11 protein-coding genes are annotated in these 16730 nt (G+C 34.7%); 9 read left to right on the forward strand and 2 right to left on the reverse strand.

Annotated features, from left to right (window positions below):
* Window positions 1–35: 35 nt before the first annotated feature.
* Window positions 36–1625, reverse strand: coding sequence for a peptide chain release factor 3 (locus ABS764_RS07670; RefSeq protein WP_408081208.1), 1590 nt, complete (start codon window positions 1623–1625; stop codon window positions 36–38).
* A 353-nt stretch (window positions 1626–1978) separates the two neighbouring features.
* On the opposite strand from ABS764_RS07670, the gene ABS764_RS07675 reads away from it, so the two are divergent.
* From ABS764_RS07675 to ABS764_RS07695, 5 genes are all read left to right on the forward strand, one after another.
* Window positions 1979–3412, forward strand: coding sequence for a peptidylprolyl isomerase (locus ABS764_RS07675; protein ID WP_408081209.1), 1434 nt, complete (start codon window positions 1979–1981; stop codon window positions 3410–3412).
* 78 nt (window positions 3413–3490) lie between these two features.
* A complete protein-coding gene (locus ABS764_RS07680; protein ID WP_408081210.1) occupies window positions 3491–4444 on the forward strand; it encodes an AAA family ATPase in 954 nt (317 codons plus the stop codon).
* 319 nt (window positions 4445–4763) lie between these two features.
* Window positions 4764–7535 carry a bifunctional aconitate hydratase 2/2-methylisocitrate dehydratase gene (locus ABS764_RS07685; protein WP_408081211.1) on the forward strand — a complete coding sequence of 924 codons (2772 nt, stop codon included), beginning with the start codon at window positions 4764–4766 and terminating at the stop codon, window positions 7533–7535.
* Between the two features lie 135 nt (window positions 7536–7670).
* The gene (locus ABS764_RS07690; protein WP_408081212.1) at window positions 7671–9938 is read left to right on the forward strand and encodes an aconitate hydratase; all 2268 of its coding nucleotides are present in this window, start codon (window positions 7671–7673) and stop codon (window positions 9936–9938) included.
* 220 nt (window positions 9939–10158) lie between these two features.
* Window positions 10159–11535, forward strand: coding sequence for a peptidoglycan endopeptidase (locus tag ABS764_RS07695; RefSeq protein WP_408081213.1), 1377 nt, complete (start codon window positions 10159–10161; stop codon window positions 11533–11535).
* Between the two features lie 294 nt (window positions 11536–11829).
* On the opposite strand, the gene ABS764_RS07700 is transcribed toward ABS764_RS07695, so the two are convergent.
* Window positions 11830–13230 carry a trypsin-like peptidase domain-containing protein gene (locus ABS764_RS07700; protein WP_408081214.1) on the reverse strand — a complete coding sequence of 467 codons (1401 nt, stop codon included), beginning with the start codon at window positions 13228–13230 and terminating at the stop codon, window positions 11830–11832.
* A 135-nt stretch (window positions 13231–13365) separates the two neighbouring features.
* On the opposite strand from ABS764_RS07700, the gene dapF reads away from it, so the two are divergent.
* From dapF to ABS764_RS07720, 4 genes are read left to right on the forward strand one after another with little or no spacing between them, the layout of a single operon-like run.
* On the forward strand, window positions 13366–14148 hold the full coding sequence (gene dapF, locus ABS764_RS07705; RefSeq protein WP_408081215.1) for a diaminopimelate epimerase: 783 nt from the start codon (window positions 13366–13368) through the stop codon (window positions 14146–14148).
* 25 nt (window positions 14149–14173) lie between these two features.
* Complete coding sequence (locus ABS764_RS07710; protein WP_408081216.1) at window positions 14174–14707, forward strand: GNAT family N-acetyltransferase; 534 nt, start codon at window positions 14174–14176, stop codon at window positions 14705–14707.
* Window positions 14708–14717: 10 nt separating this feature from the next.
* Window positions 14718–15758, forward strand: a complete 1041-nt coding sequence (gene mltG / locus ABS764_RS07715) for an endolytic transglycosylase MltG (protein ID WP_408081217.1) — start codon at window positions 14718–14720, stop codon at window positions 15756–15758.
* Window positions 15759–15760: 2 nt separating this feature from the next.
* A complete protein-coding gene (locus tag ABS764_RS07720) occupies window positions 15761–16675 on the forward strand; it encodes a DUF2279 domain-containing protein (RefSeq protein WP_408081218.1) in 915 nt (304 codons plus the stop codon).
* Window positions 16676–16730: the final 55 nt, after the last annotated feature.

Raw genomic sequence — 16730 nt, forward strand, 5'->3', positions numbered from 1 at the left:
GTGAGACGTTTTTTTATGCGTTTAAGTGATTGTTTTTAATCTAATTCAGAAGTGAAAAACAATTTAACACTTGGGTATTTATTTTGTGTCATCTGTATGGTAAAGTCTGAATCAGCCAAGAATACCAATTGATCGTATTTATCCTTAGCAAGAAATTTTTGTTTGATACGTTTAAATTCTTTGAATTCCTCATTTTTAGCATCATCCGGTTTTACCCAACACGCTTTGTGAACCGGGAAATTTTCGTAGGTACATTTTGCGCCATATTCATGTTCCAAACGGTATTGAATTACTTCATATTGAAGCGCTCCTACAGTACCAATTACTTTTCGGTTATTCATTTCTAAAGTAAATAACTGTGCTACACCTTCATCCATTAATTGGTCAACGCCTTTGTCCAGTTGTTTGGCTTTCATTGGGTCGGCATTATTTATGTATCTGAAATGTTCCGGAGAGAAACTCGGAATTCCTTTAAAATTCATAATTTCTCCCTCAGTTAAAGTGTCACCAATTTTGAAATTTCCAGTATCGTGCAATCCTACAATATCGCCCGGATAAGAAATGTCAACAATCTCTTTTTTCTCTGCAAAAAAGGCATTTGGACTCGAGAATTTTAAATTTTTCTTCTGACGAACATGATAATAAGGTTTGTTTCTTTCAAAAGTCCCCGAAACAATTTTGATAAAGGCTAAACGGTCACGGTGTTTTGGATCCATATTAGCATGGATTTTAAATACAAAACCGGATAATTTTTCTTCTTTTGGATCAACCAAACGGGTTTCTGATTCTTTAGGTCTTGGCGAAGGAGCAATAGCAACAAAACAATCCAATAATTCTCTGACACCAAAATTATTTAAAGCAGAACCAAAAAATACAGGTTGTAATTTCCCGTCCAGATAGTCTTGTTGGTTGAATTTAGGATAGACTTCATCAATTAATTCCAGTTCTTCACGTAATCTTTCAGCTGGTTTTTGACCAATAATTTTTTCTAATTCCGGATTTTGAACATCTTCGAAAGCAATAGTTTCTTCAATATTTTTTCGACTGTCTCCACTAAATAAGTTGATGTTTTGTTCCCAAAGATTGTAAATTCCCTGAAAATCATAACCCATTCCGATAGGGAAGCTCAATGGAGTGACAGTAAGACCTAATTTTTGTTCTACTTCATCCATCAGGTCAAAAGCGTCATGACCTTCACGATCCAATTTGTTAATGAAAACAATAATGGGGATTTTACGCATTCGGCAAACCGCAACTAATTTTTCAGTTTGTTCCTCAACTCCTTTTGCAACGTCAATAACCACGATTACACTGTCGACAGCAGTCAAAGTTCTAAAAGTATCTTCGGCAAAATCCTTATGTCCGGGAGTATCCAGAATGTTTATCTTTTTGTCTTTGTAGTTGAATGCTAAAACAGAAGTTGATACAGAGATTCCTCTCTGACGTTCAATTTCCATAAAATCACTTGTAGCTCCTTTTTTAATTTTATTGTTTTTTACAGCTCCTGCTTCCTGAATTGCACCTCCAAAAAGAAGGAGTTTTTCAGTAAGTGTTGTCTTTCCTGCATCAGGATGCGAGATAATTCCAAAGGTTCTTCTACGTTGTATTTCTGTTAAAAAGCTCATAGTAAATATAAATAGTTTGCAAAAGTACTATTTATAAATTCGATTTAAAAATAAATAACTTCCCCCTTGATAGATATCTTTTCTTTTTAAATGACAGTTTTCTTAATTCTTATTCCGATTTTAGAAAAGAAAGTTTTTTCTAAAAGTTTTTTCTCGTCTTTTTTTTTGAATATAATTTTTTGTTAATAGTCAGGTGTAAACTTGTTTAATGTAATTGAATTGTTATTTTTGTTCGTTTTTATTAAAATAAATTATAACAAATGTCTTTTTAAGTTGTTATCTTACCGGCTGATTTTTATTCTTTGAAAATCACATAGGAAAACAATTAAAAAATATAAATTACCTAAAAGCAAATGCTTGTAAAATCCTTTAGAATGAAATCCATACATATTAAAAATGCCCTTCTGTTTTTTTGCGTTCTGTTTTTAAATACCGCAGTAAATGCACAGGAAATAATAAAAGACAGTGCTGTTGTTTCAGAGAAAAAGATGAAAACAACGGGTCAAAGGCAAAAAATAGATGGTGTAATTGCTACAGTGGGGGATTATATAGTTTTAGATTCAGATATTGATAAAGCTTATCTGGAGATTTCAAGTCAGGGAGGTTCTGTAAAAGACATTACAAGGTGTCAGATGTTAGGGAAATTGCTGGAGGATAAATTATATGCACATCAGGCTATTCAGGATAGTGTTAAGGTTACGGATGCCGAAGTAAAGGCAATGATGGACGAACGTTTGAGTTATATGATCCAGCAAATTGGTTCAATGGATAAGGTAATAAAGTATTATAAGAAAGATTCTGAAGAAGAGTTCAGAAGTTATTTTTTTGATATTTTAAAAGAAAATAAACTCACTTCTGAAATGCAGAAAAAGATAGTTGACGGAGTTGAAATCACACCGGAAGAAGTGCGTAATTTTTTCAAAAGAATACCTAAGGATGAGTTACCGCTTTTTGGTGCTGAAATGGAGGTAGCACAAATTGTGATAGAGCCTAAAATTACACAGGCAGAAAAACAAAAAGTAATAGACCGGTTAAATGGTTTTAAAAAAGATATTCAGGAAGGATCAAGCTTTGCTACTAAGGCAGTATTGTATTCTCAGGATCCTGGATCAAGATCAAGTGGAGGTTTTTATAAAATGACCCGAAAAACACCTTTTGTAAAAGAGTTTAAAGATGTTGCTTTTAGTTTAGATGAAGGTGAAATTTCGGAGCCTTTTGAAACAGAATATGGTTTTCATATTATTTATTTAGAGAAAATTAAAGGTCAGGAGCTGGAGCTGCGTCATATTTTATTGACTCCAACAGTTACTAAAGAATCTCTGGATGAAGCAAAAGAAAAAATTACTCTAATTAGAAAGCGTATCGTAGATAAAGAAATTTCTTTTGCAGATGCTGCAAGAAGTACTTCTGATCAAAAAGAAACCAGAGCGAATGGCGGAGTTTTAATTAATCCAAATACACAGGATGCACGCTTTGAATTGACTAAAATGGATCCTACATTATATTCCCAGGTTTCTAATTTAAAAGACAATGAGATTTCAATGCCTATTTTAGATGAAACACCATCGGGGAAAAAACAGTATAAAATTATTACGGTGACAAACAGGATTAATGAGCATACTGCTGATTATGCACAGGATTATGTGAAAATTAAGGATCTGGCTCTTAAAGAAAAACAAATCAAAGCCATTGCAAAGTGGTTTGATGAGAAGATTAAAGAAACATACATTAAGATTGTTGGTGAATACAGAGATTGCGATTTTACAAATAACTGGTTGAAAAAATAATTTGGTCAAAACATATAAAAAGAGTTAGCTTTATAAATTTATAGAGTTGACTCTTTTTTAATTTAAAATAGTTTTAAAATGTCTGATGTAACGGCAATACAGAATTTAGTTCAGAAACGGACTGAGTTAAAAAGTGAAATAGCAAAAATCATTGTAGGTCAGGAAGCGGTAATCGATCAGTTGCTGTTGTGTATTTTTTCAGGAGGACATGCGCTTTTAATTGGGGTTCCCGGTTTAGCAAAAACATTAATGGTTAATACGCTTTCGGAAGCATTGGGACTAAATTTTAAAAGAATTCAGTTTACGCCTGATTTAATGCCTTCGGATATTTTAGGAAGTGAAATTTTAGATGAAAACAGACAGTTTAAATTTATAAAAGGACCTGTTTTTTCAAATATTATTTTAGCAGACGAAATTAACAGAACACCGCCTAAAACTCAGGCCGCTTTACTGGAAGCTATGCAGGAGCGATCGGTTACAATAGCGGGGGTGAACCATAAACTGGATTTGCCTTATTTTGTTTTAGCGACTCAAAATCCTATTGAGCAGGAAGGTACCTATCCTTTGCCTGAAGCGCAGCTGGATCGGTTTATGTTTGCAGTTAAGCTGGAGTATCCTTCTTTTGAAGAAGAAGTTCAGGTTGTTAAGAGAACTACTTCAGATGTGAATCAGAAAATAACTCCTTTATTTACAGCTCAGGAAATCATCGATTTTCAACATTTAATACGCAGGATTCCTGTGGCAGATAATGTAGTGGAATATGCGGTGAGTCTGGTGAGTAAAACACGTCCTGACGGTAATTTAGCAACCGACTTCGTTAAAAATTATTTGGATTGGGGTGCCGGACCCAGAGCTTCACAAAATCTAATTTTAGCGGCTAAAGCGCATGCAGCTTTTAATGGAAAATTCTCTCCGGATATAGAAGATGTAGTGGCTGTGGCGACTTCAGTTTTAAGACATCGGATCATTAAAAATTACAAGGCGGATGCCGAAGGAATTACCGAAGAAATGATTATTGCTAAGCTCGTTTAGTGCTGATTTTGCGGTGTTTTCTAGTCTCTAAAATGCTTTTCGATATAACAACATGTTTTAAGTTTGTTAGAAAATAGTTTCTGTATTATTGATTGTTTATAAAATGAGTTGAAATTCGTTTTTTTTCTTATTTTAAATCTAATAGAATGCGTATTTTTTAATAATGTCTGTAAGGGTCTGAAGAGGGAGGTTAAAATTTTTTTAAATCTCATCATAAATAACTAAATTTGCGCCACAAATAAAAAAAAACCTAGGTATTATGGCTTTTACATTGAAATTTTCATAGTAATTGACCTCTAACAATGAAAAGATTTCTATTATGAATACTTATAAGGATTATATCCAAGAGATTGAAGAACGAAAAGTACAGGGTCTTAACCCAAAACCAATTGATGGCGCTGAATTACTAAGCGAAATCATTGGACAAATTAAAGATTTGGATAATGAGTATAGAGAGGATTCTCTTCATTTTTTTATTTATAATGTTGTACCTGGTACTACCAGTGCTGCTGGTGTAAAAGCTAAATTTTTGAAAGAAATAATTCTGGGAGAATCTGTGGTTGCAGAAATTACTCCGGCATTTGCTTTAGAATTATTATCACATATGAAAGGTGGACCTTCTATAGAAGTATTACTGGATTTGGCTTTAGGTGATGATGCCGTAATTGCTAAAGAAGCAGCAGAAGTTCTTAAAACTCAGGTTTATCTTTATGAAGCAGATACAGATCGTTTAGAGAAAGCTTATAAAGAAGGAAATGAAATTGCTGCAGCTATTTTAGAAAGCTATGCAAAAGCAGAATTTTTTACTAAATTACCTGAAATTGCTGAAGAAATTAAAGTAGTTACCTATATTGCAGGTGAAGGAGATATTTCGACTGATTTACTTTCTCCGGGGAATCAGGCACACTCAAGATCAGATCGTGAACTTCATGGTAAATGTTTGATTTCACCAGAAGCTCAGGCTGATATTAAATCCCTGAGAGAAGCGCATCCTGATAAAAGCGTGATGCTAATTGCCGAAAGAGGTACTATGGGAGTAGGATCATCCAGAATGTCAGGTGTAAATAATGTGGCATTATGGACCGGAAGACAAGCAAGTCCTTATGTACCGTTTATTAATATTGCACCAATTATTGCAGGAACTAATGGTATTTCTCCAATTTTCCTTACTACTGTAGGAGTTACAGGAGGAATTGGTATCGACCTTAAAAACTGGGTTAAAAAACTAGATGCACAGGGGAATGTTATAGTTGATGCATCAGGAGAGCCTGTGCTGGAAGAAGTGTATTCTGTAGCTACAGGAACGGTTCTTACTATTAATACAAAAACAAAAAAATTATATAATGGGGATAAAGAGCTGATTGATATATCATCTTCATTAACTCCACAAAAAGTAGAATTTATTAAAGCTGGTGGTTCTTATGCTATCGTTTTTGGTAAAAAATTACAAACATTCGCTGCAAAAACATTAAATATTCCTGTTCCGGCTGTTTATGCTCCTTCAAAAGAAATTTCTCATGAAGGTCAGGGACTTACCGCAGTAGAGAAGATATTTAATAAAAATGCTGTTGGAACTACACCAGGCAAAGTATTACATGCAGGTTCTGATGTACGTGTAGAAGTAAACATTGTAGGGTCTCAGGATACTACTGGTTTGATGACTTCTCAGGAATTAGAGTCTATGGCAGCTACGGTAATTTCGCCAATTGTTGATGGTGCTTACCAATCTGGTTGTCATACTGCTTCTGTTTGGGATAACAAGTCTAAAGCAAACATTCCAAGATTGATGAAGTTCATGAATGATTTTGGTTTGATTACAGCTCGTGACCCTAAAGGAGTATACCATGCAATGACCGATGTAATTCATAAAGTGCTTAATGATATTACGGTAGATGACTGGGCTATCATCATTGGTGGTGATTCTCATACAAGAATGTCCAAAGGTGTTGCTTTTGGTGCTGACTCAGGAACTGTTGCTTTAGCATTGGCTACTGGTGAAGCAACGATGCCGATCCCTCAGTCTGTTAAGGTTACGTTTAAAGGTGATATGGCGCCTTACATGGATTTCCGTGATGTTGTTCATGCTACTCAGGCTCAGATGTTACAGCAGTTTAAAGGTGAAAATGTGTTTCAGGGTAGAGTTATTGAAGTGCATATTGGTACGCTTACAGCAGATCAGGCCTTTACTTTTACGGATTGGACTGCAGAGATGAAAGCGAAAGCTTCTATCTGTATCTCTGAAGATGAAACTTTGATTGAGTCTTTAGAAATAGCTAAAAGCAGAATCCAGATCATGATTGATAAAGGAATGGATAATAAAAATCAGGTTCTTAAAGGATTGATTGCTATTGCTGACAGAAGAATTGCTGAAATAAAATCAGGTGAAAAACCTGCATTGGCTCCGGATGCAAATGCTAAGTATTACGCTGAAGTAGTGGTTGATCTTGATATTATTGCTGAACCTATGATTGCTGATCCTGATGTGAATAATATTGATGTTTCTAAAAGATATACGCACGACACAATTAGACCTTTGTCTTTTTACGGAGGTGATAAAAAAGTAGATCTTGGATTTATAGGTTCTTGTATGGTTCATAAAGGAGATATGAAAATCCTTGCTCAGATGCTTAAAAACATAGAAGAGCAGCAGGGTAAAGTGGAATTTAAAGCGCCACTTGTAGTTGCTCCTCCTACTTATAATATTGTAGACGAACTGAAGTCTGAAGGAGACTGGGAGGTTTTACAAAAATATTCAGGTTTCGAATTTGATGATAACGCACCAAAAATAGCGGCACGTACAACTTATGAGAAAATGTTGTATTTAGAGCGTCCGGGTTGTAATCTTTGTATGGGAAATCAGGAAAAAGCAGCAAAAGGAGATACGGTTATGGCAACTTCTACTCGCCTTTTCCAGGGAAGAGTTGTTGAAGATGCTGAGGGTAAAAAAGGAGAATCATTACTTTCTTCAACTCCTGTTGTAGTTCTTTCTACTATTTTAGGTAGAACACCTACTATAGATGAATATAAAACAGCAGTTAAGGGTATCAACCTGACTAAATTTGCGCCTTCTCATAAACAGTTAGTGAAATAATTATTTTTATACTAATAGTAGTTCATCATAATCCAAAGCCTGAGTAATAAACTCAGGCTTTTCTTTTATAGCTACTCTATTTTTCGTATATTGTGATGTCAAAAAATAATAATAAAAAAACAATTAATAAATCTTATGGCATTTGATATTGAAATGATAAAAAAAGTGTATGCCAACATGAGTACTCGTGTTGATGCAGCACGAAAAATAGTTGATCGACCACTTACTTTAACAGAGAAGATTTTGTATAGCCACCTTTGGGAAGGTATGGCTAAGGAAGCCTATGTAAGAGGGGTTGATTATGTTGATTTTGCTCCTGACCGTGTAGCATGTCAGGATGCAACGGCTCAAATGGCTTTATTGCAATTTATGCACGCCGGAAAGAAAACAGTTGCTGTGCCCACCACAGTGCATTGTGATCACTTAATCTTAGCAAAAAATGGTGCTAAATATGATTTGGCTGTAGCCAATTCACAATCTAAAGAAGTTTTTGATTTTTTATCATCAGTTTCAAATAAATATGGTATTGGTTTCTGGAAACCTGGATCTGGAATTATTCATCAGATTGTATTGGAAAATTATGCTTTCCCCGGTGGAATGATGATTGGAACCGATTCTCATACAGTTAATGCAGGTGGATTGGGTATGCTGGCAATTGGTGTTGGAGGAGCAGATGCAGTGGATGTAATGTCGGGAATGTCATGGGAATTGAAATTTCCAAAATTAATAGGTGTAAAACTAACAGGAAAATTATCCGGATGGACGGCACCAAAAGATGTTATTTTAAAAGTAGCTGATATTCTTACGGTAAAAGGAGGAACGGGAGCTATTGTTGAATATTTTGGTGAAGGTGCTACTAATATGTCTTGTACCGGTAAAGGTACGATTTGTAATATGGGGGCTGAAATTGGTGCTACAACTTCAACTTTTGGATATGATGATTCCATGAGAAGATATTTAGCTGCTACAGGCCGTCAGGATGTTGTTGATGCTGCTGATGAAGTGGCGGATTATTTGACGGGAGATGCTGAAGTTTATGCTAATCCGGAAAAGTATTTTGATCAGGTTATTGAAATTAATCTTTCAGAATTAGAGCCTCATATCAATGGTCCTTTTACTCCGGACAGAGGTACTCCGGTTTCTAAAATGAAAGCGGAAGCTGAAGCTAATGGATGGCCACTAAAAGTAGAGTGGGGATTAATAGGTTCCTGTACTAATTCTTCTTATGAAGACATGACCAGAGCTGCATCTATTGTAAGTCAGGCTGTTGAGCTTGGAATTACTCCAAAAGCTGAGTTTGGAATTAATCCGGGTTCTGAGCAAATTCGTTATACTATTGAAAGAGACGGTATAATTGCTACTTTTGAAAAATTAGGCACTAAGGTGTTTACTAATGCTTGCGGACCATGTATTGGGCAATGGGACAGAGAAGGTGCTGATAAAGGAGAAAAAAACACTATTGTGCATTCGTTTAACCGTAATTTCTCAAAAAGAGCAGATGGTAACCCAAATACACATGCATTTGTAACTTCGCCGGAGATGGTTGCTGCATTAGCAATCTCGGGAAGACTGGATTTTAATCCCATAACTGATACTTTATTAAATGATAATGGTCAGGAAGTTAAATTGACCGCACCTTTTGGGGAAGAATTACCTTCAAAAGGATTTGATGTAGAAGATGCAGGTTTTCAGGCTCCGGCCGAAGATGGTTCAGCTGTTCAGATAGCAGTTAATCCTGATTCGGACAGATTGCAATTATTAGCTCCATTTGAGCCATGGGATGGTAAAAATATTTCAGGAGCAAAATTGCTAATTAAAGCTTTTGGAAAATGTACTACAGATCATATTTCTATGGCTGGACCCTGGTTGCGTTTCCGTGGGCATTTAGATAATATTTCTAATAATATGTTAATTGGTGCCGTAAATGCATTTAATCAAAAGACCAATGCAGTTAAAAATCAAATAACAGGAATGTATGATGCTGTTCCTGCTGTGGCACGTGCCTATAAAGCCGCAGGAATTCCTTCGGTTGTGATTGGAGATCATAATTACGGCGAAGGTTCTTCACGTGAACATGCTGCTATGGAACCGCGTTTCTTAGGAGTAAAAGCGGTTTTAGTAAAATCATTTGCCCGTATTCATGAAACTAATCTCAAAAAACAAGGTCTTTTAGGGTTGACATTTGCAGATGAAAATGATTATGATAAAATTCAGGAAGATGATACAATTAACTTTATTGATTTAGTTGATTTTGCACCAGGAAAACCATTATCAGTAGAATTTGTTCATGCTGACGGTTCTAAAGATGTTATTCTGGCTAACCACACTTACAATGCGAGTCAGATAGGCTGGTTTGTAGCTGGTTCAGCGTTGAATTTAATTGCTGCAGAAGCAAATGAATAAAATGATTTGTAATTTATATTTAAAAGCGCTTTGTGTGAACAAGGTGCTTTTTTTTGGTTTTAGTGCAAAAAATAATTTAAAGTGGTGTTAAAAGTTGGGATTCTTGTCATTAAAACATTAAATTCGCTTTCGTAAAAAAATTATAGTTAGCTATGAAGTTCTTTGTCTGTTTATTAGTTTTAAACAATACAATAGATTAAGAAATTATTTAAACGATTTTATGAGGTGTAATTTTTGGATTTTAATGTTTCTTTTATTTGGTACTTGGAATGTTTTTTCTCAGGAGAAATACATTCAGCATATAGTGGCTAAAGGAGAAACTGTTTTTAAAATTGCACAACAATACCATTTAGATGCTTCTCAGATTTATGCTGTTAATCCGAATGCTAAGGATGGAATTAAATTTGAACAGGTTTTATTAATACCATTTGTTAGCGATAAAAATGGAAAACTAACAGCTAATATTAAGGATGATTCAGAAGGGATTAGTACTCAAAAGCAACATCTTGTTTTAGCTAAAGAAACTTTATACGGAATTGCTAAGCAATATGGCGTTAAAGTGACTGATTTATACAGTTCAAATCCGTTATTAAAGAAAAAAGGGCTTCGTGTTGGAAGTTCGATTATTATACCTGGTCAGGAATTAAAAGATGAGGTTACTACTGCCCAGAAAGAGATTTCTGCTCCTGAAGTAAAGCAGGATACTGAAAACGGTATTAACCTTCATTTAACAATGAATGTAATAAAAGAAGTTTTGGCTAAAGAAACGCTGTATGGTATAGCTAAGGAATATGGTGTATCAGTGTCTGATATTCAAAAGGCTAATCCGATTTTAGAAACACAGGCACTAAGAACTGGTCAGAAAATAGTAATTCCTACCACCAACAATAAAATAAAAAAAGAAGAAACTGCTTTAAAAAATGAAGTGCGTCCAACTGTAGAGGATGTACAAAAAACTTTGGATGATGCTGAAGTTGAAGTTAGTCATGAGGTTGTAGCTAAAGAAACAAAATACGGAATTGCTAAAGAATACGGAATTACAGTAAAGGAGTTAGAAATTCAGAATCCTAAAATTACAGCTAAGCTTTTAATAGGAGAGAAATTAAAAATACGTACACTGAAATCCAATGTAAAAACACCTAAAAAGTTTGATTTCACTGATGAGGGAATCAGTAAAAATGAATCTGTTTATGTAGTGGAACCCCTTCACGATGCAGATTTTATTGAGAAATTAATCGCTACTGCCTCAGAAAATATAGGTGTTCGTTACAGAACAGGCGGAACAACGAAAGATGGTTTTGATTGCTCGGGTTTAATGTGTACTACTTTTGGCGCATTTGATATTCAACTACCGAGAACTTCTTTTGAACAGTCGCAATATGGTGTAAAAGTGAATAGTGAGGAAGCTCAAAAGGGAGATTTGATCTTTTTTAAAACCAATGGACGCAGCCAGATCAATCATGTAGGAATGGTAGTTGAAGTAGACAATGGGGATATAAAATTTATTCATGCATCTGTAGGTGGAGGAGTTATAATTTCATCAATAAAAGAAAAATATTACAGCAAAAGAGTTACTCAGATCAATAGGGTGTTGTAATTACTGAGGTTATTAATATCACAATTATAGAGGCTTTCCGGGAAAATAAGGATAGCCTTTTTTTGTGGTGTTATTTTGAAAAACTTTTTAAAGTATGTACCCTCAGAGAAAGACTTAGATTTTTTAGGACAGTTTTGCGTTTAATGAGCCGCTTTTAATAAATGAAAGGTCTTTATGCTACGATTAAGTATAACTTTAAAGAGAGAAGTTTTTAAACTTATTTTTTTTAGAATTAAAAAAGCCAGTAAGAATAAATTTACTGGCTTTTTTGTTTAGAAAATGAGAAATGATATATTAAATGATGATGCGAATAATTTCTCCGTTTTTATTTACCATTTCAATTCGGACGCTTTGTCTTTCATCTTTACTATTTAAGAATTTAGAGACACCTTCAACATCTGTGGCTTTTATATTATCAATGCTCAATATAATATTTCCGACTAATTCATCTGTATATTCTCTTAAGTTGTCGTTATTGATAGACTTAATTTTTACACCATAATCAACTTTGAATTTCTTTTTGTCAGTGGCTGAGATATTTTCTAATTCCATCCCTTTAAACTCAACGCTGAAAAGTTCGTTTTTGCTTAAAGTCACAGGAATTGTTTTGTTTTCTCCATTCCTGATGATGGTCACAGCAACTTTATCGTTAGGTCTTTTAGTGTTGATGTAACCGGAAAGGTCTGCAAAAGTGGAAATATTTTGATTGTCAATTTTTACAATAATATCTCCTGCCTGCAATCCTGATTTAGCTGCACCGGTATTTTTTCTAACATTCTTAATATAAAAACCCTGTGTTTCTTTTACGCCTAGTTCTTTTGAAGCCATTGCATTTAGTTCGCCTCCTTCAACACCTAAAATGCCGCGCTGTACATTGCCGTACTCCATAATGTCTTCAATTATTTTTCGGGTAATGTTAGAAGGAACTGCAAAAGAGTAACCTACATAAGATCCCGTCATCGAAGTAATCATGGTGTTGATTCCAATTAAATCACCACGGGTATTTACTAATGCACCACCACTGTTTCCTGGGTTTACTGCAGCATCGGTTTGTATGAAGGACTGAATTCCGTCAGTTCCTAAATTTCTGGCCTTCGCCGAAACAATTCCTGCTGTTACTGTAGAAGTCAGGTTGTACGGATTTCCTACTGCAAGAACCCATTCGCCAACTTTAACATCATCAGAATTACCAAAAGTAGTATAAGGTAATTTCTCATCGGCATCAATTTTCAGTAAAGCAATATCCATTTTAGAATCGGTTCCTATCAGTTTTGCGGTATACGATTTTTTATTGTTTAAAGTAATTTCAATTTCCGAAGCGTCTCTGATTACGTGATTATTAGTCACAATATATCCGTCTTCAGAAATGATAACTCCGGAACCTGTTCCTACCTGTTCCTGAGATTGACCTCCTTTATAACCGTAGAAAAACTCCAGCATAGGATTGCTTACTTTGTGATAAGAAACATTTTTAACGTGAACAACACTATGAATTGTCTTATCTGCAGCTTCTGTAAAATCAAGAACATCAGATGATAAACCAACTCTTTTGGTATAATTTTCAGAAGCCAGAGTGGTTAAAGAGCTCCGGTCTTTCGAAAAATAACCATCGTTGTCAAACAAAAATTTATAAGCGCCTAATGTGATAGCTCCGCTCAATAAAGACACTAAAAATAGATTTGAAAATCGTTTCATAATAGCGATCGTTTTGTGTTATTTGTAGAGTAAAATTAAGAGTAAAATCGAATGTTAAAAAACACTTTAACGCTGTTTAACAATGATTAACATTTCATTAATAGTTCGTACTTTTGTAAAACAAAATTAGAAATAATGCGTATACAATTTTATAAATATCAGGGTACCGGAAACGATTTTGTAATGATTGATAATCGTTCCGATTTTTTTCCAAAAGAAGATACAAAACTTATTGAGCGTCTTTGCGACAGACGATTCGGAATTGGAGCTGATGGACTTATTTTACTCGAAAATGATGATGAAACAGATTTTAGGATGGTGTATTACAATTCTGATGGAAATCAGAGCACGATGTGCGGAAACGGCGGAAGATGCCTGGTTGCCTTCGCAAAACAATTAAATATTATAGGAGATACTACCTCTTTTAATGCAGTGGATGGATTGCATCATGCTTCCGTTAGTCAGGAAGGAATTGTTTCTTTGCAAATGATCGATGTTGATGGTATAAAAACGAATGCTGACTATACTTTTCTAAATACAGGTTCACCGCATCATATACAATTAGTGGATGATTTAGAAAATTATAATGTAAAAGAAAACGGTGCTGCTATTCGCTATGGCGAATTGTATGGTAAAGCAGGAAGCAATATCAATTTTGTTAAAAAAATAGACGATACCACCTTTGCATTGCGCACTTACGAACGTGGAGTAGAAGATGAAACATTAGCCTGCGGAACCGGTGCAACTGCCGCTGCCATAGCAATGAATGCCATCGGGCAAACAGATTTGACTGCTATCAATGTGAATGTTGAAGGGGGAAAATTATCGGTTTCTTTTCAAAAAGAAGGAAATAAATATGTGAATGTCTTCCTGAATGGTCCTGCCAAATTTGTTTTTGAAGGAATAATCGAAATATAACTTAATAAAAAATACTTACTTCCCAATGGTAACATTAAAAGGTGATTCTATTTACTTAAGGGCGCTTGAACCTAATGACTTAGAATTTATTTATATTATGGAAAATGATCAGAGCATTTGGGAAGTAAGTAATACACAAACTCCTTACAGCAGGTTTTTGATAAGGCAATATCTTGAAAATGCTCATCAGGATATTTATGAGGCTAAACAATTACGATTAGCTATTTGTCAGGATGAAGATTTTCCGGCGCTGGGTTTAATTGATTTGTTCGACTTTGATCCAAAAAATAACAGAGCCGGAGTGGGAATTCTGATTCAGGATGTTGCTAACAGAAATTTAAAAATAGGTTCAGAAGCTTTGAGTCTATTGATTACTTATTCCTTTAAGCATCTAAATTTGCATCAATTGTATGCAAATATTAGTATAGAAAACGAAGCAAGTAAAGCTCTTTTTACTAAATTTGGCTTTGAATGTATAGGTGTTAAAAAGGATTGGAACCTTACTAATGGAGTGTATCAAGACGAAGCCATCTATCAATTGATTAATCAACAATTTTAATTTCATAGTTTTGACTCCAAAAAAAATTATTTCAATCGTTTCTATAGCTGTTATTTCAGGATTGATTATTTACGGTTTTGTACTTATTACTCAGATATTTTCAAAAAACACAAGCTTTGATAAGCAGGAAATATATGTTCATATTCCAACCGATGCGACTTATGAACAGGTATTAGATTCCATGGCTCTATATGTCACAAATTTAAATCGTTTTGAAATGGTCGCCAGTAAGATGAATTATCCTGAGAATGTAAAATCAGGACGCTTTTTGCTGACAAATGGAATGAACAGTTATGAGTTAGTAAAAGCCATGCGATACAATGTTCCGGTAAAATTAGCTTTTAATAATCAGGAACGTGTGGAAAATCTGGCCGGTCGTGTAGGTTCTCAAATAGAAGCGGACAGTGTTTCATTACTTAAAGCTTTTAAAGATTCGGTTTTTTTAAAAGAAAATGGATTTACCGAGGAAAACATTTTGGCTATGTTTATCCCTAATACTTATGAAGTGTACTGGAATACATCGGCTGTTAAGTTCCGGGATAAAATGATAAAAGAATACCGTAATTTTTGGACTTCCGAACGAATCGCGCAAGCGGAAAAACAAGGTTTTACTCCCACAGAAGCTACAATATTAGCCTCAATCGTACATAAAGAATCAGTTAAAAAAGACGAAAGACCCAGAATTGCCGGTGTGTATTTAAACAGATTACGATTAGGAATGCCGCTTCAGGCTGACCCAACAGTCATTTTTGCTAAAAAGAAAAAGGACAACGATTTTGATCAGGTAATTAAAAGGGTGTTTTATAACGATTTGTTTTTGAACTCACCATATAATACTTATAAAGTAATTGGTCTTCCGCCCGGACCTATTGCCATGCCCGATATTACGGCATTAGAAGCTGTTTTAAATCCGGAAAAACATGACTTTATTTATTTCTGTGCCTCTGTAGATCGTTTTGGTTATCATGAGTTTGCGGCTACTTTACAGGAGCATACTGTAAATGCTAAAAAATATTCCAACTGGATTAATGCACAGGGAGTTAAAAGATAGTTTTGAAGTTAAAAAAATCTTTATTCTTAATTTTTGTATTTACAATTTCTAATTGTATTGCTCAGAGTGGAATAAACTCTTTCTTAAAACCATCTGATACATTAAATTTCAAAAGAAAAAATGCGGTTTTTATAGCTGAATCTGTGGTTTCAGTTAGTGCATTGATTGGTTTACATCAATTATGGTATGCTGATTATCCCCAATCTAAATTTCATTTTACAAATGATAATAAGGAATGGTTGCAAATGGATAAAATAGGACATTTATACTCTTCGTATCATTTAGGACGTTTGGGAAGTGAAATGCTGCAATGGAGCGGAGTGAGCCGTAAACAGCAGTTAGTGTACGGTGCAGGTTTAGGATTTGCTTTCTTAACGGCTGTAGAAGTTTTAGATGGCTTTTCATCAGAATGGGGAGCTTCATCAGGTGATATTATTGCTAATGCGAGCGGAACAGCTTTGTACGTTTCGCAACAATTACTGTGGAAAGAACAACGCATCACGCCTAAATTTTCATTTCATACTACCCGGTTTGCAAAATACAGACCTAAGGTTTTAGGAAGCAGTTTCTCTGAACAAATACTGAAAGATTACAATGGACAAACTTATTGGTTATCGGCCAATCTGAAATCATTTTTTAAAGACTCTAAAATTCCAAAAATCTTAAATTTAGCTGTTGGGTACGGTGCCGATGGTATGCTTAGTGGAACAGCAGAAAATTCATCGTTTTTTCCGGAGCAAAATTTTTCAAAATCACGACAATTTTATCTGAGTTTCGACATTGACCTGACGAAAATTGAAACAAAATCTCATTTTTGGAAGACTTTTTTCTCTGTTTTTTCTGTTTTAAAAATTCCTGCACCCACCTTGGAATATACAGTTAACGAGGGATTTAGAGCTCATGTTTTGTATTTTTAGAAAGCATTAACAGCTTGATTTTCAGATTTATGAAAAAAGTTGTATCTTTGCATGC

The sequence above is a fragment of the Flavobacterium plantiphilum genome (assembly GCF_046000495.1).
Lineage (GTDB): Bacteria > Bacteroidota > Bacteroidia > Flavobacteriales > Flavobacteriaceae > Flavobacterium > Flavobacterium plantiphilum.